We start from the raw sequence: 18,921 nt of genomic DNA on the forward strand, positions 1-18,921 counted from the left end.
TCATTGCAACGACGCAGCCGCCCGGTCGAACACCGGACGGCCGAGAGATTGGAGAGCTGCTCAGACCGCAAAACTGGTGATGTCTTTGGGCTCGATATCATTGGCTTTGCAGAACGCCAGGTAACGATCCACGCTGGATTTCCAGTTCTCGATGGCCACGACGTTGTTGTTATCGTCGTAATACAGCAGGTCGCCCTGGGTGATGTTCAAGGTGATCAGTTCATCGCCATATTCAGTCAGCACGATCGGCGTATGGCTGGAACCTGCGGTTTCGAACACCACGCCGCCCGGTTTTGAGATCCAGTCGTGCTCCAGGTATTTCCAGCCACCCTTGATGGTGTAAACGATGACCGTGCCGGAGTGATGGTGCTTGGGCAGAGAAGACCCGGCCGGGGCCTTGAGCAGGGTGATGGTTTCCCCGCGAACCGGGTCGCACTTGATGTATTTGATGAAGATTTCATCGCTGTAAGGTGCGAACGGAACCCACGGCAGGTCCTCGTCGTTGATGGAGGAGGTGTCGATGTTTTCATAAAACATGCTTGTTGTTCTCTGTTGGACGGTGGAAGGATTTACACGGTGCGTTAAGAGCATCGTGAACAGGCCGTGCTCACACCGCCCCCCTCTTGAGGAGGGGGATCCATCCAATGGCGTTGAATTGCGGCATACGGAGTGCCGTGCAAATAACGCCAAAACAACAATATCTACGGTTTGCGGCCACCGTTGGCCTTTGGGTGATCAAAGCGGACGTCAGGGCCTCTGTGAAACCCTGACGCCCCGGTTCAGCGGCGGCACGCCAGCGCCGTCCGCTGTACCGGTCGTTAGGTGCTCAATTGATTTTAACGATCGCCGGCGGACTCCACGTGCCTTTGCCAGGCGGCAGGACGGAAGGGTTTTCCGTCTTCGGCCAATACAGGCGCATCACCATGTAGATCAGATCATTCGGTGCGGGCAGCCAGTTGCTTTCCTTGTCCGCGCCGGGCGAGTCCTTCTGGATGTAGAGCGTCAACGAGCCGTCTGCATTTTTCTTCATGTCAGGCAGCATCGGCGAGTTGATGAGGTAGCGATTGACCGGATTCTTGATCAGCAGTTGCGACTTGCCGTCGTACATGGTCACCGACCAGAAGGCGTTGACCGGCGGGAGCTGTCCAGCGGGAAAAGTGATCGTGTAGTTGTGCTTGCTGCCGTCAAGCGGCGTCCCGTCGGACAGGATCTTGGCCATCGGATACGTGGCCTCTTCGGCGTCGTTGGCATAGATGCCTGCTTGTGCGATGGCGGCGCGCTTTAGCCAATCACCCTTGTAAAACGCGGCATTACCGCCGGAACTCACGATGTTCCAGCCATTGACCTGTGTGCCGAGATGATTGACTGCATCCTGAACCTTCGCATGCCCAGCCTGCATGCCCTCGACCACAGCGGCCTTTTGCTCGGCGGAGAGGTCCTGGAAGTTGAAGTCCTTGCCGGCGCCAATGCCCAGACGGGCAAGCTTCGCGCGGATCGCCACTTCATCCGGGGTGGCCGGGGCAAACTGCAAGGCAAAGCCCAGATACTTGAAGAAGTCGGTCTTGGCCAGGGCCTTGTCGAACTTCGGAAAGTTGATCGCCGGCGCGGCAGGCGGCGCGGGCTGCTTGAGATAAGCCGATAACGGCTGGGCCGCATAACCGGACTGGATCTTTTCGACGTTTGGCATGTCCGCCGGATTGAAGAGCTGGGTGCGAAAGATCGCGAAGAGGAGTTGTGTTTGGGAGTGAAACACCTTCTTGATGCCAGGCGGGGTCACGCCTTTCCAGTCTGGGCCGACCAGCATGTAATCGCCGGCTTCGCTGCCGGTGGTACGGCTGCCGATGTAACCGAAGTTGTTGGTGTTGTTATCGATGAGCTGCACCGAGTAGTACCGCGGTTTCTCCACCGTCGGTACCGAGAGCACGATCGGCTCGCTACGCAGGTCCATGAACATCAAGGAATACGGCGTATCGCTGTTCGGCGAGACGATGGCCGTGTCCTTGTAGGTGAAGACATTGTGCATGCTGTGAATGTGGTTGAACGGTGCCTTGTACTGGCCTGAGTTCTTGTCCACGGCATAGTCGTACATGGTCGCGTAGTTCATCACGATGGGCAGACCGTAGATGTAGCCTTCCTCGGCGATGGCTTTTGTTTCGGCGGGAGTGATGTCCGCTGCTTGGGCGTGCGTAAATCCAAAGGACGCGAGCAATACCATTGCACAGCCAAATGTTCTCGGTAGTGTGGTTATCATGAACTTGAAACTCCATTTTTCGCATTAGATGGGATTAACTGCTGATCAGGGGATATTCAGTGTCGCGTTTGCTCACGACTTGATATCTCATAACGCTCCTTTTCTTGCTGTAAGTCTTTGTTTTTTTCTGAAGCTGGTCGGCGCAAGCGCGACGCTGATCGAGGAGAACCACGACGGATGACAAGCTCAGACTGCTCGGTCAGTATAAGCAGCAAATCAAACTACGCTGCTGACATGAGAACAACTTGTCCTCTGATGCTAAAAGTAAGTCTTACGGATAGTTTCACTTAGGAAAAAGTAGCGTGTACGCCACCCGAAAGCCCCAACCGTGTGCACCATCCTCAGGACTGTCCGCCCAGTATCGCGGCCCTACCTGAAGGCTCATGGGCTGCTTGCCGACTTTGAACAATTGCGTCACGAACAGGTTGATCGGCACATTCCACTCCCTGGCTTCCCAGTCGTAAGTGGATTCTGTATTAATGCCAAAACTGGTGTACGACGCTGTGGTATAGACCAGAAAGGGTTGCAGATATGTCTGATTGACCTTCTCCTTGTCATTGGCCGGGTTGTTGTCCAGCGACCAGATGTGGTTCGCCAGAATACCGTTCGTCCAGCCGTTGGCCTGCTTCAACGCCACCGCTGTCGGTCCAATCCCCCATTGTTCGCTACTCAGTAGCTCATCACTACCGGTCGGTAACAACAACGCGGGGCCTGCACCCCAGATCCAGCCGTCCTCGGTGGGCCTTTTGGGAGAGAAAAAGAAGCTTTGCGTGGTGTCGCCCACTCCGCTTTTATCGGCAATGCCCCTCGGTGCCAGTCCATGCTGATCAATGACCGGGAGGATCGTGCGAGAGATCAGATTCCAATCGTCATTAAGTGTGAAGGGTAAAACCGGCTGGATATTGGTGACGCTCTGGATTCCATTGCCAGAGGGCCCCATTTTCTGATTCCAGTTGTATTGGATGGGCAAGCTATACAGTGCCGCGACTGGATTTAATGACTGTTTGGCCAGCTCCGCCTGATCGTCGGCCTGACTGGAAACGGAAATACCGAAAACCAAAGACGATAGCAAAAGTCGTTCAATGTACTTGTTCATGCGAATTCCTTGGATACCAATCGCCCCGGGCCCCTCGACTATCAACGGGAGCCTTCTAACGACAAGCAGAAGTTACTTGAATACCTCAATCTCAGTGGGCCGTACTTAACTGAAGCACAGCGAACAGCCACCCATTCTGTTGTTGATACGTCTTGTATTATGCCGAGGTTACTTACTTTACAAGTTTAACTTCTCCAATCAGTCATGTATTTGTCGGGTCTAGGCAGGAGGGCGTAAAGTTTACCGTTGCCGGTGGGAGGTTTTGCAGGAGCGAGCTTGCTCGCGATGGTCGTTAACGAATCGCGTGTTTACAGAATAAACGCAGCGCTCTTGAGTCCATCACGAGCAAGCTCGCTCCTACAAAATTTGTTAAGAAGGCACGTACGGTGTTTTACGAATCCGAACAGTCAGCCTTAACTGCCTTGCGGCACAACGCGGGCATCATTGCCTGAGCCCTGGATATACACCTTCGAGCCCTTGGTCAGGGACGGATTGATCGGTTGGGTCACCGATACCAGCACGCCACTGTTGACCCGCACGATGATTTGTTGCGCCTCGATCGGTTGGTCATATTTTTTCTTCTCGGCGTAGTTACCGCCAGCAGCACCGGCGAGCGCGCCGGCAACCATGGCGACGTCACGCCCGGTGCCGCCCCCGATCAAGCTGCCAACCGCCAGGCCGCCAAGACCACCGAGTACGGCGCCGACACCACTGTCGTGATTGGTCTGCATCTGCGTCAGCGATATCTGCTCGATCTTCCCTGAGCGAATCTCGATTTCACCGGCGCCGCCATCGGTTGACCCGACGGCGGAACAGGCACTTATCAGCACCGTCATCAACGTGACTGACAGCCAGGACAGGATTACTTTCATTGCGATGCACCTCGTTATTGGTATTTGATTGCAATGCTTGAGCCAACGTCTGTTGGCAGTTCAATCAAGGCTTAACTGCGAATGAACGCCCAGAGATCGACGTTCAACTTGTCGATCGCCGCTTTGAAGTCCTGGGCGGTGATCTTCTGGCTTTCGTTTTCCAGCGTTGTACCAAACACCTTGCGGACTACCCTGGCGACCGTCTGGTTGGTTCTCGCATCGATAATCTCGGCCTCGATGAACAAAGTGCTGTCCTGATCACGGTGGCCGGTGGCGGCCTGTGTTGCTCCGACTACGGCGGCGATCGGCACCACTTCGTACCATTTCATCCCTTCGTTTTCGGCATTCACCCCGGTGATCGCCGCACGCATCAGCAGGGTTTTGGAACTCGCTGACGCGGCGCCGGTATTGGAAACCACACGGTATTTCTGACCCAGGGTGCCTTTGACCTTACTGGTCATGTAGTTCTGGATGTCGGTCAGCGTTTGCTGGTTGACCCGCTCATCGGGCTTGGGCGCGGGATAGAGCTCCAGCTTGTTGAACACCACTGTGTCATAGGCATTCGGGTTCCACGACGGACTGACCCAACGCATTGTTGTGCCGCCGCTTGCCGTTTTGACTTCCTGCAAGTTGTTGTAGTTGGACAGGTAGCCCGAGTATTGCTCGACTTCAGTGACTTTCGATACGCAGCCGGTCAATAACAAGCTGCTCAGTGCAGCACTCGTTATCCATTTGTGCGAGAAGCTCATATAACGGTACTCCTTGAGGGATGTGTTCCTGAATGTCTTTTATTCAAGGTCAGACTCTGTGGACTTAGCCCTTTCGGAATAGGGCCCACTGGATCTCAGCCTGAGCAATCGAGCGACTGCTTGCTAACTGCAAGCAGTCGCAAGCGTCGCGTTACTTCGATGCCACCACTGCCGGCGGCTGCCAGCTGCCGCTGCCTGCGGGAAGAATTGAAGGCGGCGTGGCCTTCGGCCAATAGAGGCGCATCACCAGATAGGCCGTGTCGTCAGGCGCGGGCAACCAGTTGGACTCCTTGGTCTTGCCCGGCGAATCCTTCTGGATATACAGCGTCAGTGAACCGTCCGCGTTCTTTTTCATGGCCGACAGCATCGGCGAATTGATCAGGTAGCGGTTGATCGGATTCTTGATCAGCAGTTGGCTCTTGCCGTCGTACATGGTCACCGACCAGAAGGCATTGACAGGCGGCATTTTGCCGGCAGGGAAGGTCAGCGTGTAGTTGTGCTTGCCGGTATTCAACGTCTGGCCATTGCCATCGGTACGCGTAAAGGGGTACATCGCCTCGGCGGCGTCATTGCCGTACAGACCAGCCTTCGCCGCGCCAGCCCGCATCAGCCAGTCGCCTTTGTAGAACGCCTGGTCGCCGAAGAACGCGCCGACGCTCCAGCCGTTGATATTCTTCATTCCGTTCGAGAGGAACTTGTCGACCTGCTCGTCGCCGGCCTTCATCCCGAGCAGGACCGCGGCCTTGTGCTCGAGCGAGAGGTCCTTGAATTCGAAGCTGCGACCGGGGCCTACGCCGATGCTGGCCAGCTTCGCACGGATCGCCTTGTCCTCAGCCGATGGCGGCACATACTGCAGCGCCGCCGACAGGTACTCGAAGAAGTTGGCCTTGATGCCCTCCGTGGTGGCCGGCACGAAAGCGATCTTCGGCGCATCGGGCGGCGCGGGTTGATGGAGGAAAGCGGACAGCGGCTGGACCTTGTAACCCGCCTGCACCTTCTCGACATTCGGCATGTCGGCCGGATTGAACAGCTGGGTGCGGATCAGCGTCAGTGCGAAAGGGGTCGTGGAGCTGAACACCTTGTCGATGCCTGGAGGTGTCGCACCCTTCCAGTCGGGGCCTGCAATCAAATAGCTCCCGGGTGCGCTGGCCGTGGCCCGACTGCCGATGTAGCCGTAGTTATAGGTGTTGCCGTCGATCAGTTGCACCGAGTAGTAGCGTTTTTTGGAGACGGCCGGCACGGTGATCACCAACGGCTCGGCGCGCAGGTCGGTCCAGAGAAAGGAGTACGGCGTGTCGCTGTTGGGGGTAATGATGGCCGTGTCAGCGGGGGTCGCGACCTTATGATCGTGGTGCAGTTGGTTGAAGGGGGCCTTGAACTGGCTGGACTTGGAGTCCACCGCGAATTCGTTCATTACGGCGTAGTTCATGACCAGCGGCAAGCCGTAGATAAAGCCTTCCTCGGCGATCGCCTTGGTTTGCTCCAGACTCGGCGCGGGAACGCCCTTGGCCACATCGGCCTTGTCGGCCTGTGTGATCGGATCGAGCTTGCTCGTGCACCCGGTGAAAAGCGTTGAACCTACGACGACCGCCGCAGCCAATGTCCAGCCACTGTGAGACTTCCTGTTCATTTTCACCTCGTTAGTTTTGTACAAGCCGGTGTCGTGAGCGTTCATGCCCACGGCTAGATACTAGGCATGACACCTGAAACGCTCTTGGATTTTTCTCAGTAGCGCCAAGTCATGTTGCCAGTCAGGGCTTGAATCCAGGCGTTGTCGAACTCGCCTGAGACACGATTGCCTGACAACGTTTTTTGCTGATCGACGGACATGTCCCCCATCCACACCGTGACCCAACTGAAATTCACGTCTGTCTCTTTATTCAGTGAATAAGTAAAGCCTGTGGCGAAGCGCCAGGCGGCGCCCATGGGCACGGTGAGCGTACGATTACCGTCGGACACGGCGGACGTGTCATAGGCGACACCGAAATCCCAGACCCAGTCCTGGTTCATCTGGTATTGAGCGCCAAGCGCCAATTGATACGTGTCTTTGTAATGCGCATCGATTGAAGCGGCCCGGGAACCGGTTCTGGACGTGTCTACGTCAATGCCGATGTCACCGAATTTCGACCAGTCCTGCCAATTGACCGAGGCCAGAACGGCCCATTGCGTATCCAGTTGCTGGTACAGGCTGAGGGTCGCCGTTTGCGGTACTTTCAGGTCGATTTTGGTGTTGAGGCTGTTGAGGCGACTCACCAACGGAGCACTGCTCTTCACATCCAGGCGATCCTCGAAGTCGAGGTCAACCTGACTGGTGTAAGCCAGGCCAATCCGGGTACCGGGCTTTGGGGCATAAATCACGCCTGCGTTGGCGCCGTAACCCCAGGTGCTGTCCCGGTATTTGTATTGGCCGTCACCCCGTTGTGTCAGTCCGAGCGGCGCCTGATCGATGGCGGCTTCGCTCTTCAGCATCCCGTACATGGCTTTGAGTCCGACGCCGACGGACCATTGATCGTTGAAGCGATAGGCGACACTGGGTACCAGTGACAGTCCCGCAATACTCGCGTTCTGCACGAAATAACGGCCGGACCAGTCATTGTCGTAGTTTACAGCCAGACCGAAATCGCCATAGGAGCCGAAGCCGACGGACCACCGATCATCCAGTTGATGGCTGATGAAGAAACTGCCACCCGGTATGGGATCGAGCGCGTTACCGCTGCCAGTGCCCGGCGTATTGGTTTCACTGTCCCGATCGAACGATAAGTCACCAAAAAGAACCTGAGCGCCAGCGGAGATCTGTGTTCCGCTGAGGTAGCTCAAGCCGGCGGGGTTGCTGGCAATGGTCGAAGGGCCTTGTGCCCGGGCCGCTGCACCGGCATTGGCCAGTCCGACGTTGTCGGTGGCGATTTCGTACAACATCAGGCCACCGGCAACACTTCGGCCACTGGTCAAGAGTGTCAGCGCACCAAGAACAGTAATCGACAACACACTTTTATTTAATTGCATGAAATCCCTCTCTATCAGATCACTCAGTCTATGTCGCTTGCATCGCCCCAAGGCCTGGGCATCGTCTTTTATTCGTGTGGCCTTCTTGAGTGTCTGCGCGGAACTCCACCCGCAGGTGCAACTAATCGCCAACCTCATGAACAACACAAAAAACCGAAGATCAGCTTTGCAATCAGCCTGTTGTTGCGTTCACTTTACGGCAATCATCAGAAAGGCACCTTGCATTTTCGGACAGTGCGCGCGGTATCACGGGGGTATGGATGTGGTTGAATCAACCCCCAATGGAGGCTACCCCAGCCCATTTCTCCAATGCTGTGGTGACGTATTTGTCCACGTTTTGAATGCACGGGAGAAGGCGTTTGGATCCTGGTATTGAAGGGTCTGGGAGATCGTGGATATCGGCAAATCCGTATCTTTCAAGAGCTGCCGCGCGAAGTTGCTTCTGGAGTCGGTGATCAGTTCTTTGAGGTGAGAACCTTCCGCACCCAGCCGGCGTCGCAGCGTTCTTTCATTCAATGAGAATTGACTGGCGATGTGCTTGGAGTTTGCCTGTCCTTGCAATAATAGAGCGTATGCCTGACTCTTTATTTTTTCTGAAATCGTCAAATGTGACGTGGCGCTCGAAATAGTCAGTTTAAGTAGATGGTGTAAGCGTGGATTCGCCGTACATTGAATTTGTCGGAGTTGCTGATTGTTTATTACAAGTCCGGAAATGCTTGTATTGAACTGAATATTGCAGCGAAATTTTCTGATGTACGGGGTGATGTCTGATGGCTTGCGATATGAAAACTGCACACGAACGGGCGTCCAGTTAGCGCCTAATAAGGCCCGCAGCATTTGGAGGCCAACCATGACGGCAGTGTCGACAAGCAATGATTGATTGGGCAGGTCGTGGCGATAAATGACATATCCCAACAAACTGTGTTGGCCCGCCAAGGGAAGAAGCAGTGGGGTCGCGCCACGATCATAGAGATTGGCATGCCCGACCAGGTCGTTCAATGCATCGCCTGGTGTAGTCGCAAGACGCATAAGCTGACCCACCGGACCCAAATTTTCCAGCGAAAAGCGTTCACCGATCAGCAGGCCAATATGGGGGCACTGAGTGTGTTCGAATGCCGTGTTGAACAGACGAGCAACGTCCATGTAGGCGAGATGGTTGTCTTCATATGCAAATTGCTCAAGGCTGATACCAGCGTCTTTGAAAACGCCTCGCGAGGAACCCCCTATCGCGTCAACTACTTCCGGGAACCTACGGAATGGGCTTGTACTAATTTCTCCAGGCCCGCTCATTCTTAATGATGATTTTTTGGAGGGCATATTAGCTCGCTATCATTCCTGAAACTGGCGCATTGGCCACGTTGGCGAACATCTGATACATGACGAGCAAAAGAGCGTAGCGCCCATGAGCCGGCGCCTGGCACCTCGCGACCGTTCTGCGCCGCCCCTCAGTCCTTGGGCCGACTCATCGAATACACGAGTCGTGCGCATTAATTGAATCCAGAAATACATAATATTCAATACATTGGTTTTAGCACGGATGCGCTTTTTTTCAAGTGGTCCATAGAGACTATGTTGCCCCCTAATAGCCGCTTCCATACATCGACGAAGCTAGGTTAGAGGGCATTAGTGCACTTCTTCTCTTCGGCATAATCATGATGCAGGTAGTGGCGTCTCACCCGCGAACCGGCCAGCACATGGTTTGACAGCGATCGATGACATCCAGGCTGACCCCCAAGGCCTGCATCATGGTCGCGCCGGTACGGCGCAGATCACGCGGCGTCCAGTCTCCGTACTGGCCGTCGGAAAGGACCAGCGTGTCGTCGTGAGGCCGTTGTTGCAGGGCGAAGGGGGCCTCTACGTTAGCCGCGGTGTATGCCTGTGCCTTGGACGTTGCTGGACTCTCGTAGAGCAGAGCACCGCTGGAACTCAAGTAAATACTAGCTTTGTTTATTCGACGGCCTTGACCATGTCTTCGATGACCTTCTTCGCGTCGCCGAACACCATCATGGTCTTGTCCAGGTAGAACAGTTCGTTGTCCAGGCCGGCGTAGCCGCTGGCCATCGAGCGTTTGTTGACGATGATGGTCTTGGCCTTGAACGCTTCGAGGATCGGCATGCCGGCAATCGGCGATTTCGGATCGTTCTTGGCGGCCGGGTTGACCACGTCGTTGGCGCCCAGCACCAGCACCACGTCGGCCTGGCCGAACTCGGAGTTGATGTCGTCCATCTCGAACACCTGGTCGTAAGGCACTTCGGCCTCGGCCAGCAACACGTTCATGTGGCCGGGCATACGACCGGCCACCGGGTGGATCGCATACTTCACGGTCACGCCGCGATGGGTCAGCTTCTCGGTCAGTTCCTTCAGCGCATGCTGAGCGCGTGCCACCGCCAGGCCGTAGCCCGGCACGATGATCACGGTGTCGGCGTTGGTCAGCAGGAAGGTCGCGTCGTCAGCCGAACCGGATTTCACCGGACGGGCTTCTTTGGAACCCGCCGGGCCGGCCGCCTCTGCCGTATTGCCGAAGCCACCGAGCAGCACATTAAAGAAGGAGCGGTTCATCGCCTTGCACATGATGTACGAGAGGATCGCACCGGACGAGCCCACCAGCGAGCCGGCGATGATCAGCATCGAGTTGTTCAGCGAGAAGCCGATGCCCGCCGCTGCCCAGCCGGAGTAGCTGTTGAGCATCGACACGACCACTGGCATGTCCGCGCCACCGATCGGGATGATGATCAGCACGCCGAGCACGAAGGCCAGGGCCAGCATCACGGCGAAAGCGGTGTAGTCACCGGTGAGCATGAAGGTCACGCCCAGGCCCAGGGTGGCCAGGCCCAGCAGCAGGTTCAGCTTGTGCTGGCCACTGAACTGTACCGGTGCCCCCTGGAACAGGCGGAACTTGTACTTGCCGGCCAGCTTGCCGAAGGCAATGACCGAGCCGGAGAAGGTGATTGCCCCGATGGCGGCACCGAGGAACAGTTCCAGGCGGTTACCGGCCGGGATCGCGTCACCGAGCTGCTTGACGATGCCCAGCGACTGCGGCTCGACCACGGCAGCCACGGCGATGAACACCGCGGCCAGGCCGATCATGCTGTGCATGAAGGCGACCAGTTCCGGCATCTTGGTCATTTCAACGCGTTTGGCCATGATCGAACCGGCGGTGCCGCCGATCAGCAGGCCGACGATCACGTAGACGATACCGTCTTGCGCCAGCTCGGAGCCCAGCTTGTAGATCAGGCCGACCGTGGTGAGGATCGCCAGGCCCATGCCGAGCATGCCGAACAGGTTGCCACGACGCGATGTGGTGGGGTGCGAGAGGCCCTTGAGCGCCTGGATGAAGCAGACCGAGGCGATCAAATACAGGGACGTAACCAGGTTCATGCTCATGCTTGCTGCACCTCAGCCTTGGCTGCTGTTGCGGTCTTGGCAGCCGGAGCTTTGGCCGCTTTCTTCTTGAACATTTCCAGCATGCGGCGGGTCACCAGGAAGCCACCAAACACGTTGACGGCGGCCAGGGCCACGGCCAGGGTGCCCATGGTCTTGCCCAGCGGGGTCACGGTCAGCGCCGCTGCCAGCATGGCGCCGACGATCACGATGGCCGAGATGGCGTTGGTAACGGCCATCAGTGGCGTGTGCAGTGCAGGTGTGACGTTCCAGACCACGTGGTAGCCGACATAGATCGCCAGCACGAAGATGATCAGGTTGTAGATACCGTGAGAGATCAGCATGTCTTCCATTGTTTTTATCCTCAGCCGTTCTTGCGCACGATCTGGCCGTCGCGGCACATCAGGCACGCGGCGACGATATCGTCTTCAAGGTTGATCACCAGTTGTCCTTCTTTATCGAACAACAGTTTCATGAAGTCCAGCAGGTTGCGGGCGTACAGCGCCGAAGCGTCAGCCGCCACGGCACTGGCCAGGTTGGTCGGGCCAACGATGGTCACGCCATGTTCGACGACCACCTGATCGGCCACGGTCAGCGGGCAGTTGCCGCCCTGGGCCGCCGCGAGGTCGATGACCACCGACCCCGGCTTCATCTGGGCCACGGTTTGCGCGCTCAACAGTGTCGGTGCCTTGCGGCCGGGAATCAGCGCGGTGGTGATGACGATGTCAGCCTGCTTGGCGCGTTCGTGCACGGCGGCGGCCTGGCGCTGCATCCAGCTGGCCGGCATCGGGCGGGCGTAACCGCCGACACCGACGGCGCATTCACGCTCTTCATCGGTCTCGTAGGGCACGTCGACGAACTTGGCGCCGAGGGATTCGATCTGCTCTTTTACCGCCGGACGCACGTCAGACGCTTCGATCACCGCCCCCAGGCGTTTCGCCGTAGCGATCGCCTGCAAACCGGCCACGCCAGCACCGAGGATCAGCACGCGCGCCGCTTTCACGGTGCCTGCCGCGGTCATCAGCATCGGCATGAAGCGAGGGTAGTGGTGAGCGGCCAGCAACACAGCCTTGTAACCGGCGATGTTGGCTTGCGACGACAGTACGTCCAGGCTCTGAGCGCGGGAGGTACGCGGCGCGGCTTCCAGGGCAAAGGCGGTAATGCCGCACTCGGCCATTTTGGCGATGGTTTCGTTGCTGAACGGGTTGAGCATGCCCACCACAACGGTGCCGCTTTTAATCAGCGCCAGCTCGCTGTCGCTGGGCGCGACCACCTTCAAAATCAGCTCTGCAGCAAACGCGTCATTGGCGCTGCCAATGGTTGCGCCTGCCGCTTCATAGGCACTGTCGACAACGCTGGCATTAATGCCGGCGCCGCTTTGTACAGTGACCTTATGGCCCTGGCCGATCAGCTTCTTGATGGTTTCCGGGGTTGCAGCAACCCGTGTTTCACCGGTCTGGGTTTCGAGAGGAACACCAATGTGCACGTCAAATCTCCTGCGTGATCTTATAGAGTAAACCCATGCACTACGGATAAATGGGGACGGCCGATCAGCGCAATTGCGCCAGATCAGAACGATCAATCATCCGAACACTGGCAAAAGTCGATTCGTTTCGTGCCTGGTCTAGCGCTGTCAGCGGTCTGGTCGATGACTGCTGCGTAGTCGCAAGCGTTGCAGGTTTGCGACTCAATTCAGAGTTGGAACGTTCGTCGCTTGGTGGAACACCAAAGTACTCGCGATAGCATTTGGAAAAGTGTGGTGTGGACACGAAACCGCATACATACGCCAACTCGATGAGCGACAATGATGTTTGCTTAAGCAGTTGTCGCGCCCGAACAAGACGTAATCTCAGGTAGTAGCGTGACGGCGTACAGTGGAGGTATTTCTGAAATAGCCGCTCTAGCTGTCGACGTGACAGATCAACGTATTCTGCAAGGTTATCGAGGTCGAGCGGTTCCTCGATATTGGCTTCCATCAACGCGACGATCTCCTGCAGCTTGGGTTGATGAGTTCCCAGTACATGCCTAAGCGGAACGCGCTGATGGTCTTGTTCATTGCGGATGCGCTCGTAGACAAACATATCCGAAATGGCCGCCGACAATTCACGGCCATGATCGCGGCCGATCAGATGCAACATCATGTCCATTGGCGCTGTTCCGCCGGAGCTTGTGAATCGGTTCCGGTCGAGGGTAAAGAGGCTCGCGCTGATGCTGACTCGCGGGAAAGCTTCCTGCATGGCAGCCAAGCATTCCCAATGCACGCTGCACTCGTAGCCGTCGAGCAGCCCGGCTTTTGCGAGCGCCCAGCTGCCGGTGCACACACCTCCCAACCGTCTGGATTGACGCGCCAAGGCTTGTAGCCAGGTAATGTGCACGCGGGTAATCACGCTCTGGATTCCAACACCACCGCACACGATTACAGTGTCCGCCACTAATGGATTGCTCCATGAAGCATCCGGAGTGATCGGCACGCCGTCACTGGCCCAGACAGGCTCTCCACCGGGGCTGAACGTGTGCCAGCGGTATAGCTCTCGCCCCGACAACTGATTGGCCATGCGCAATGGCTCTACCGCGGACGCCAGGGAAATAAGTGTGAATTTATCCAACAGCAGAAAACCAACGGATTGAGTCGTACCGTCGGACACGGTGGAGTTCGATGACATCGTGGTCATGTCCTCACAAGGAGCGATTACGGCCTGAGACACAGGAGCTTGTAATACTCCCCAGCCTCGGCGCAGGGAGTATCGGGTTCGGCGCAAACACCTCCTGGGGTTTTATCCCACAGACGTCACCCTCGCAGCCTGCGCAGGGTGACGCGACGTCACAAGGCCAATAAAGGAAATCGCCAGCGCCAGTCCAATGGTTGTGCTCACTTCGGTACGGTGCTCCGGGGTGATCATCATGACCGCCAGCGCTGCGCAAATGAACACGATCACCAGCCACGTCAGCCACGGGAACAGCCACATGCGAAAGGTCAGCTCGACGTTCTGCCGATGCAGCATCCGACGCATGCGCAACTGCGACACCGCGATGGCCAGGTACACCAGCAAGGCAATCGCGCCGGAGCTGGCCAGCAGGAAGTCAAACAGCCCGGCGGGCATGAAGTAGCTCCACACAGTGATCGCCGCGCCCAGCACGGTGCTGGCGATGACCGCTGCCCGCGGCACGCCTTCGGATGAGGTCGCCTTCAGCGCCTTCGGCGCATCGCCACGACGGCCCAGCGAGTAAAGCATGCGCGAGGCAATGTAGATCGAGGAGTTCATGCAGCTGGCCACGGCAATCAGTACTACGATGTCCACCATGAACTTGGCATGAGGAATGTTCATGATTTCCAGGGCCCGCTGGTAGGAGCCTACCTGGGCGAGCAGCGGATCGTTCCAGGGCACCACGGAGATGACCACGAAAATCGACAACAGGTAAAACACGCCGATGCGCCAAATCACCGAACGCGTGGCCTTGGCAATGTTCTGCGACGGGTTGTCGGATTCGGCGGCGGCGATGGTGACGGCTTCAGTACCAATGAAGCTGAACATGATGGTGATGAAAGCGCCGACTACCGCCGACAGGCCATTGGGGGCAAATCCGCCATGCTCGGCCATCAGCCCGCTCAAACCGCTGACTTCCCGATCGGGCACCCAGCCCATCAACACGGCAAAACCCACGGCGATGAAACCTATGATCGCCACGACCTTGGCCATGGCGAACCAGAACTCGAATTCGCCGTACTTGGAGACACTGAACAGATTGGTGATCACCAACGCAATGATCGACACCAGGGCGAACAGCCAGGCATCGATCTGGGGAAACCACTGGTTCAACACATGGCCGGCGGCCAGTGCTTCGATAGGGATAACCAGCACCCAGAACCACCAGTACAGCCAACCGATGGTGAAGCCTGCCCAACGACCTATTGCCTGGTCGGCATAGGTGGAGAACGAGCCGGTGTCCGGGTTGGCCACCGCCATTTCACCTAGCATGCGCATGACCAAAACGACGAGCAGGCCGGAAAATAGATAGGCCAGCAGGACGGCTGGGCCGGCAGCTGCAATGGCATGTCCTGAGCCAACGAACAAACCGGCGCCGATGATACCGGCGATTGACAGCATGGTGACGTGACGAGGCTTGAAGCCCTGCGCCAATTGGCCATTCGAATCCTTGGAGCTCGGGCTGATCATTTTTTTACTCTTTGGCGATCGACATTCAAGCGTTCTGAGTGAGGGGGAGGCGATCATGGGGGCTTGCTGTTGCCCCTCCTGAAAGCGACAGTCCTCAACGCTACTGTTCTATAAGCTCTGTCACTGCGATGTGACCAGCGCAGTGAAAAGTTGCGCCACCTTACCCGGCTTGTCCGACAATCCAGATACCTGATCGCGCCACCTCCGTGCCTGATATCGACACGGGAAACTTTGCACTCGCAGTAGAGGCCGGAGGTTTGGCAGCCGCGCGCGATCAAGGAAAAACTCACGTTATCGGAGTATTGAATGCCGATGTCGCACCTGAAAGAGATCGTTTCGTTGCCGCAACTGACCTGAATCTGCGCCATCACAGCCATTAAAAAAAGCGGCCCTTTGGCACCGATAACATCGTTTCTCGGCGGCGCTGCTTTTCAATATATTGGCCGCCAGATCCGGTGAGTGACTCAACATTCGCCCCCCTCAGTGCGAGTAGTCTTTATGAATAAAAAACCAGGCAACGCAGGGTTTGTTAATGCGGGTGCGGGAACCCGTGCCGTGTGGGGTGGGGAGCAAGTCAGGCATCCCTACAACGCCACCCAAACCCCCATCGTAGTCAGTGCTGCATATGGTTACGACGACATAGATGTCTGGTACGACGTAGCGTTGGGCAAGGCCCCCGGCTTTATTTACAGCCGTATGAGCAACCCGACAGTCGAGACCCTTGAGGCAAAGATTCGCGAGTTGGAGCAGGCCGAATCCGCCGTGGCTTTCAGCAGCGGGATGGCGGCGATCAGCAGTGTGCTCTACACCTTCCTGGCCCATGGCGATCGGGTGGTGTCGACCAAGGACAGCTATGGCGGCACCAACAAGATTTTCGAAGAGTTCCTGCCGCGCACCGGTGTGAACGTGACGTTGTGCGAGACATTCGATCACGAAGAAATTGAACGCGAAATCGCCAAGGGTTGCCAATTGGTGTATCTGGAAACGCCAACCAACCCGACGCTGAAAGTACTCGATATCGAGCGTCTGGTGGCTGCGGCCAAGCGCGTCGGAGCCATTGTGGTGGCGGATAATACCTTCGCCACGCCGTTGAATCAGAACCCCCTGGCGCTGGGTGTGGACGTGGTCATTCACAGTGCCACCAAATTTCTCAGCGGCCACGGTGACGTGCTTGGCGGTCTGGTGTGCGGTAGTGAATCACTGATGGCCAAGGTGCGTCATTACCGGGAAATCAATGGAGCGACGCTCGACCCGTTCTCCGCCTACCTGATCATTCGCGGCATGAAAACGTTGGTGCTGCGCATGCGTCAGCAGCAACGCAGTGCCCGCGCACTGGCCGAGTACCTCTGCGTCGAACCCTTGGTGGAGTCGGTCAATTATCCGGGTTTGCCCGGCCATCCGAATCATGCGGTGGCGTGCGCGCAAATGTCCGGCTTCGGTGCAATCGTCAGTTTTGTCGTGGTGGGCGGCATGGACACGGTCAAGGTGCTCTTGCCACGACTGCGATTCGCCCACTGCGCGGGCAATCTCGGTGCGGTGGAAACCATCTACGGTCCGGCGCGAACCACCAGCCATGTCGAGAACACGCTGGAGGAACGACTGGCCCTGGGTATTTCCGAAGGGCTGGTGCGGGTCTCTGTCGGCATCGAGGACACCGATGATCTGCTCGACGACCTGAAACAGGCATTTGCATTTGTCAGGGGGGCGGGCAACGAACCCGCACAAGAAAATACGCAGATTTCAATCAATGAAAATTGCACCGAGGTTGCAGGCTGAAGCGTTAGCGCCAAACCTCACTACAAGGATGTGAGTGGGGCGTTCATGAAGTGGAATAATAATAAAACTTAGTGGCGACCTGTTTTTACTCTGCCCAATCAGTCACTGCAGATGTTAATTCGTGCCCTAATAACTTTCATGAGAACAACCATGTCCATAAAAGAAGAACAACTTCATTCGCGTTCCGGTTTTAAACAGGAAATGCAAACACGGCATATTGTCATGTTGGCGTTAGGCGGGGTCATCGGTACCGGGCTGTTTCTCACGTCCGGGTATACGGTTAACCAGGCCGGTCCCTTGGGCGCGGTGATCGCTTACATCATCGGCGCGCTCATGGTTTACATGGTGATGATGTGCCTGGGCGAACTGGCGGTGCAGATGCCGGAAACCGGCTCATTCAGCACTTACGCCACCCGATTTCTCGGGCCTGGTACCGGCTATACCGTGGCTTGGTTGTATTGGCTGACCTGGACGGTGGCCATCGGTTCTGAATTTACCGCCGCCGGCATCTTGATGGTGCGCTGGTTCCCGGATACACCAGTGTGGATCTGGAGTGCGCTGTTTGCGGGCCTGGTGTTTCTGACCAATGTGATTTCGGTGCGCCTGTTCGCTGAAACCGAGTTCTGGTTGTCACTGGTTAAGGTGGTGACCGTAATAGTGTTTCTGATGATCGGCGGTGGCGCGATTCTCGGTCTGCTGCACATCGAACAGGGCCACAGTATCGGGTTGAGCAACTTCACTCGCGAAGGACTTTTTCCTACGGGAGTCATGCCGATAGCCATGACGTTATTGGCGGTGTCTTTCGCGTTCTCCGGCACAGAGCTGATCGGTATTGCCGCGGGGGAAACCAAGGACCCGCAGCGCAATGTGCCGCGTGCCATTCGCACGACGGTGCTGCGCCTGGCGATCTTTTTCGTGGGGACCATTTTCGTCCTGGCGACGCTATTGCCCCGAGAACAGGCCGGCCTGGTAGAGAGTCCATTCGTGACTGTGTTCACCTACATCGGGATTCCCTATTCGGCAGACATCATGAACTTCGTGATCATCAGTGCCTTGCTGTCGGCCGCCAACTCCGGTTTGTATGCCGCGTCACGGATGATCTGGACGCTGAGTGACCAGGGTCACCTGCCCAAGCGATTCTCGGCACTGACGCGTATGGGCACGCCGCTCAACGCGATCATCATCAGCATGGCGGGTGGGGCTGCCTCGTTGCTCAGCAGCGTGTTTGCCGCCGACACCATCTATCTGGCGCTGGTGTCGATCTCCGGATTGGCGGTGGTGGTGGTCTGGATGAGCATCGCTGCGAGCCAGATTGCGTTCCGCCGTCACTATGTGGCCAACGGCGGTGATATCCGCGACTTGAAATTCCGTGTCCGGGGTTATCCATGGGTGCCGTTGGGAGCGCTGGTCTGCTGCAGTCTGGCGTGTGTCGGGATTGCGTTCGATCCGGAGCAGCGAGTGGCGTTGTACTTCGGTTTGCCCTTCATCGCCTGGTGCTATTTCGTGTATTACATTACCCGCAAAAGCCGCGAGCGACGCTTGTCGGTTGCCCCCTTGGCACAACCGTCCGACGCGTTCTAGTCAGCGTCGACGGGATGGGCAAGCGTGCTCGGTGGAG

General features: G+C 57.0%; 16 protein-coding genes and 1 pseudogene. 3 read left to right on the forward strand and 14 right to left on the reverse strand.

Annotation, left to right across the window (positions count from 1 at the left end; translation table 11 throughout):
• Window positions 1-60: 60 nt before the first annotated feature.
• The 14 genes and pseudogenes from ACMDB8_RS09655 to gabP form a co-directional block, all read right to left on the reverse strand.
• Window positions 61-537 carry a 2,4'-dihydroxyacetophenone dioxygenase family protein gene (locus ACMDB8_RS09655; RefSeq protein WP_056723163.1) on the reverse strand — a complete coding sequence of 159 codons (477 nt, stop codon included), beginning with the start codon at window positions 535-537 and terminating at the stop codon, window positions 61-63.
• A 289-nt stretch (window positions 538-826) separates the two neighbouring features.
• A complete protein-coding gene (locus ACMDB8_RS09660; RefSeq protein ID WP_409079120.1) occupies window positions 827-2,215 on the reverse strand; it encodes a DUF1254 domain-containing protein in 1,389 nt (462 codons plus the stop codon).
• Between the two features lie 319 nt (window positions 2,216-2,534).
• Window positions 2,535-3,347, reverse strand: a complete 813-nt coding sequence (locus tag ACMDB8_RS09665; RefSeq protein WP_056723160.1) for a hypothetical protein — start codon at window positions 3,345-3,347, stop codon at window positions 2,535-2,537.
• A gap of 413 nt (window positions 3,348-3,760) precedes the next feature.
• Window positions 3,761-4,219, reverse strand: coding sequence for a glycine zipper 2TM domain-containing protein (locus ACMDB8_RS09670; protein WP_056723157.1), 459 nt, complete (start codon window positions 4,217-4,219; stop codon window positions 3,761-3,763).
• A 71-nt stretch (window positions 4,220-4,290) separates the two neighbouring features.
• Window positions 4,291-4,968, reverse strand: coding sequence for a DUF3313 domain-containing protein (locus ACMDB8_RS09675; protein WP_056723155.1), 678 nt, complete (start codon window positions 4,966-4,968; stop codon window positions 4,291-4,293).
• Between the two features lie 151 nt (window positions 4,969-5,119).
• Window positions 5,120-6,598, reverse strand: a complete 1,479-nt coding sequence (locus ACMDB8_RS09680) for a DUF1254 domain-containing protein (protein ID WP_082562928.1) — start codon at window positions 6,596-6,598, stop codon at window positions 5,120-5,122.
• 95 nt (window positions 6,599-6,693) lie between these two features.
• Window positions 6,694-7,971, reverse strand: a complete 1,278-nt coding sequence (locus tag ACMDB8_RS09685) for an OmpP1/FadL family transporter (protein ID WP_082562914.1) — start codon at window positions 7,969-7,971, stop codon at window positions 6,694-6,696.
• Between the two features lie 288 nt (window positions 7,972-8,259).
• Window positions 8,260-9,288 (reverse strand): AraC family transcriptional regulator, encoded by a 1,029-nt coding sequence (locus ACMDB8_RS09690; protein WP_223541032.1) that lies wholly within the window; start codon window positions 9,286-9,288, stop codon window positions 8,260-8,262.
• Between the two features lie 296 nt (window positions 9,289-9,584).
• A pseudogene (locus ACMDB8_RS09695) lies at window positions 9,585-9,814 on the reverse strand (site-specific integrase); the annotation flags it as partial.
• Window positions 9,815-9,918: 104 nt separating this feature from the next.
• Window positions 9,919-11,355, reverse strand: coding sequence for an NAD(P)(+) transhydrogenase (Re/Si-specific) subunit beta (locus ACMDB8_RS09700; RefSeq protein ID WP_223459269.1), 1,437 nt, complete (start codon window positions 11,353-11,355; stop codon window positions 9,919-9,921).
• Complete coding sequence (locus ACMDB8_RS09705) at window positions 11,352-11,705, reverse strand: NAD(P) transhydrogenase subunit alpha (RefSeq protein WP_056726684.1); 354 nt, start codon at window positions 11,703-11,705, stop codon at window positions 11,352-11,354. Before ACMDB8_RS09705 ends, ACMDB8_RS09700 begins: the two co-directional genes overlap by 4 nt.
• Window positions 11,706-11,716: 11 nt before the next feature.
• Window positions 11,717-12,838, reverse strand: a complete 1,122-nt coding sequence (locus tag ACMDB8_RS09710; protein ID WP_056726683.1) for a Re/Si-specific NAD(P)(+) transhydrogenase subunit alpha — start codon at window positions 12,836-12,838, stop codon at window positions 11,717-11,719.
• 64 nt (window positions 12,839-12,902) lie between these two features.
• Window positions 12,903-14,015: a GlxA family transcriptional regulator gene (locus tag ACMDB8_RS09715; protein WP_409079473.1), complete on the reverse strand. Its 1,113-nt coding sequence runs from the start codon at window positions 14,013-14,015 to the stop codon at window positions 12,903-12,905.
• 111 nt (window positions 14,016-14,126) lie between these two features.
• The gene (gene gabP, locus ACMDB8_RS09720) at window positions 14,127-15,527 is read right to left on the reverse strand and encodes a GABA permease (RefSeq protein WP_056724213.1); all 1,401 of its coding nucleotides are present in this window, start codon (window positions 15,525-15,527) and stop codon (window positions 14,127-14,129) included.
• Window positions 15,528-15,733: 206 nt separating this feature from the next.
• On the opposite strand from gabP, the gene ACMDB8_RS09725 reads away from it, so the two are divergent.
• The 3 genes from ACMDB8_RS09725 (at window position 15,734) to ACMDB8_RS09735 (ending at window position 18,884) form a co-directional block, all read left to right on the forward strand.
• Complete coding sequence (locus tag ACMDB8_RS09725; RefSeq protein ID WP_162252414.1) at window positions 15,734-15,907, forward strand: hypothetical protein; 174 nt, start codon at window positions 15,734-15,736, stop codon at window positions 15,905-15,907.
• Window positions 15,908-16,025: 118 nt separating this feature from the next.
• Entirely contained in the window at window positions 16,026-17,303 is a 1,278-nt protein-coding gene (locus ACMDB8_RS09730; RefSeq protein WP_056724215.1) for a cystathionine gamma-synthase family protein, read from the forward strand.
• Window positions 17,304-17,453: 150 nt separating this feature from the next.
• Window positions 17,454-18,884 carry an amino acid permease gene (locus tag ACMDB8_RS09735; protein WP_056724218.1) on the forward strand — a complete coding sequence of 477 codons (1,431 nt, stop codon included), beginning with the start codon at window positions 17,454-17,456 and terminating at the stop codon, window positions 18,882-18,884.
• Window positions 18,885-18,921 lie beyond the last annotated feature (37 nt).

It is taken from the genome of Pseudomonas monachiensis (assembly GCF_047345015.1).
Classification (GTDB): domain Bacteria; phylum Pseudomonadota; class Gammaproteobacteria; order Pseudomonadales; family Pseudomonadaceae; genus Aquipseudomonas; species Aquipseudomonas monachiensis.

Bases quoted from the DNA above. Each gene is read 5' to 3' on its own strand.
- ACMDB8_RS09655 (WP_056723163.1), bottom strand. From the start codon at position 537: ATGTTTTATGAAAACATCGACACCTCCTCCATCAACGACGAGGACCTG.
- ACMDB8_RS09660 (WP_409079120.1), bottom strand. From the start codon at position 2,215: ATGGTATTGCTCGCGTCCTTTGGATTTACGCACGCCCAAGCAGCGGAC.
- ACMDB8_RS09665 (WP_056723160.1), bottom strand. From the start codon at position 3,347: ATGAACAAGTACATTGAACGACTTTTGCTATCGTCTTTGGTTTTCGGT.
- ACMDB8_RS09670 (WP_056723157.1), bottom strand. From the start codon at position 4,219: ATGAAAGTAATCCTGTCCTGGCTGTCAGTCACGTTGATGACGGTGCTG.
- ACMDB8_RS09675 (WP_056723155.1), bottom strand. From the start codon at position 4,968: ATGAGCTTCTCGCACAAATGGATAACGAGTGCTGCACTGAGCAGCTTG.
- ACMDB8_RS09680 (WP_082562928.1), bottom strand. From the start codon at position 6,598: ATGAACAGGAAGTCTCACAGTGGCTGGACATTGGCTGCGGCGGTCGTC.
- ACMDB8_RS09685 (WP_082562914.1), bottom strand. From the start codon at position 7,971: ATGCAATTAAATAAAAGTGTGTTGTCGATTACTGTTCTTGGTGCGCTG.
- ACMDB8_RS09690 (WP_223541032.1), bottom strand. From the start codon at position 9,288: ATGCCCTCCAAAAAATCATCATTAAGAATGAGCGGGCCTGGAGAAATT.
- ACMDB8_RS09700 (WP_223459269.1), bottom strand. From the start codon at position 11,355: ATGAGCATGAACCTGGTTACGTCCCTGTATTTGATCGCCTCGGTCTGC.
- ACMDB8_RS09705 (WP_056726684.1), bottom strand. From the start codon at position 11,705: ATGGAAGACATGCTGATCTCTCACGGTATCTACAACCTGATCATCTTC.
- ACMDB8_RS09715 (WP_409079473.1), bottom strand. From the start codon at position 14,015: ATGTCATCGAACTCCACCGTGTCCGACGGTACGACTCAATCCGTTGGT.
- gabP (WP_056724213.1), bottom strand. From the start codon at position 15,527: ATGATCAGCCCGAGCTCCAAGGATTCGAATGGCCAATTGGCGCAGGGC.
- ACMDB8_RS09730 (WP_056724215.1), top strand. From the start codon at position 16,026: ATGAATAAAAAACCAGGCAACGCAGGGTTTGTTAATGCGGGTGCGGGA.
- ACMDB8_RS09735 (WP_056724218.1), top strand. From the start codon at position 17,454: ATGTCCATAAAAGAAGAACAACTTCATTCGCGTTCCGGTTTTAAACAG.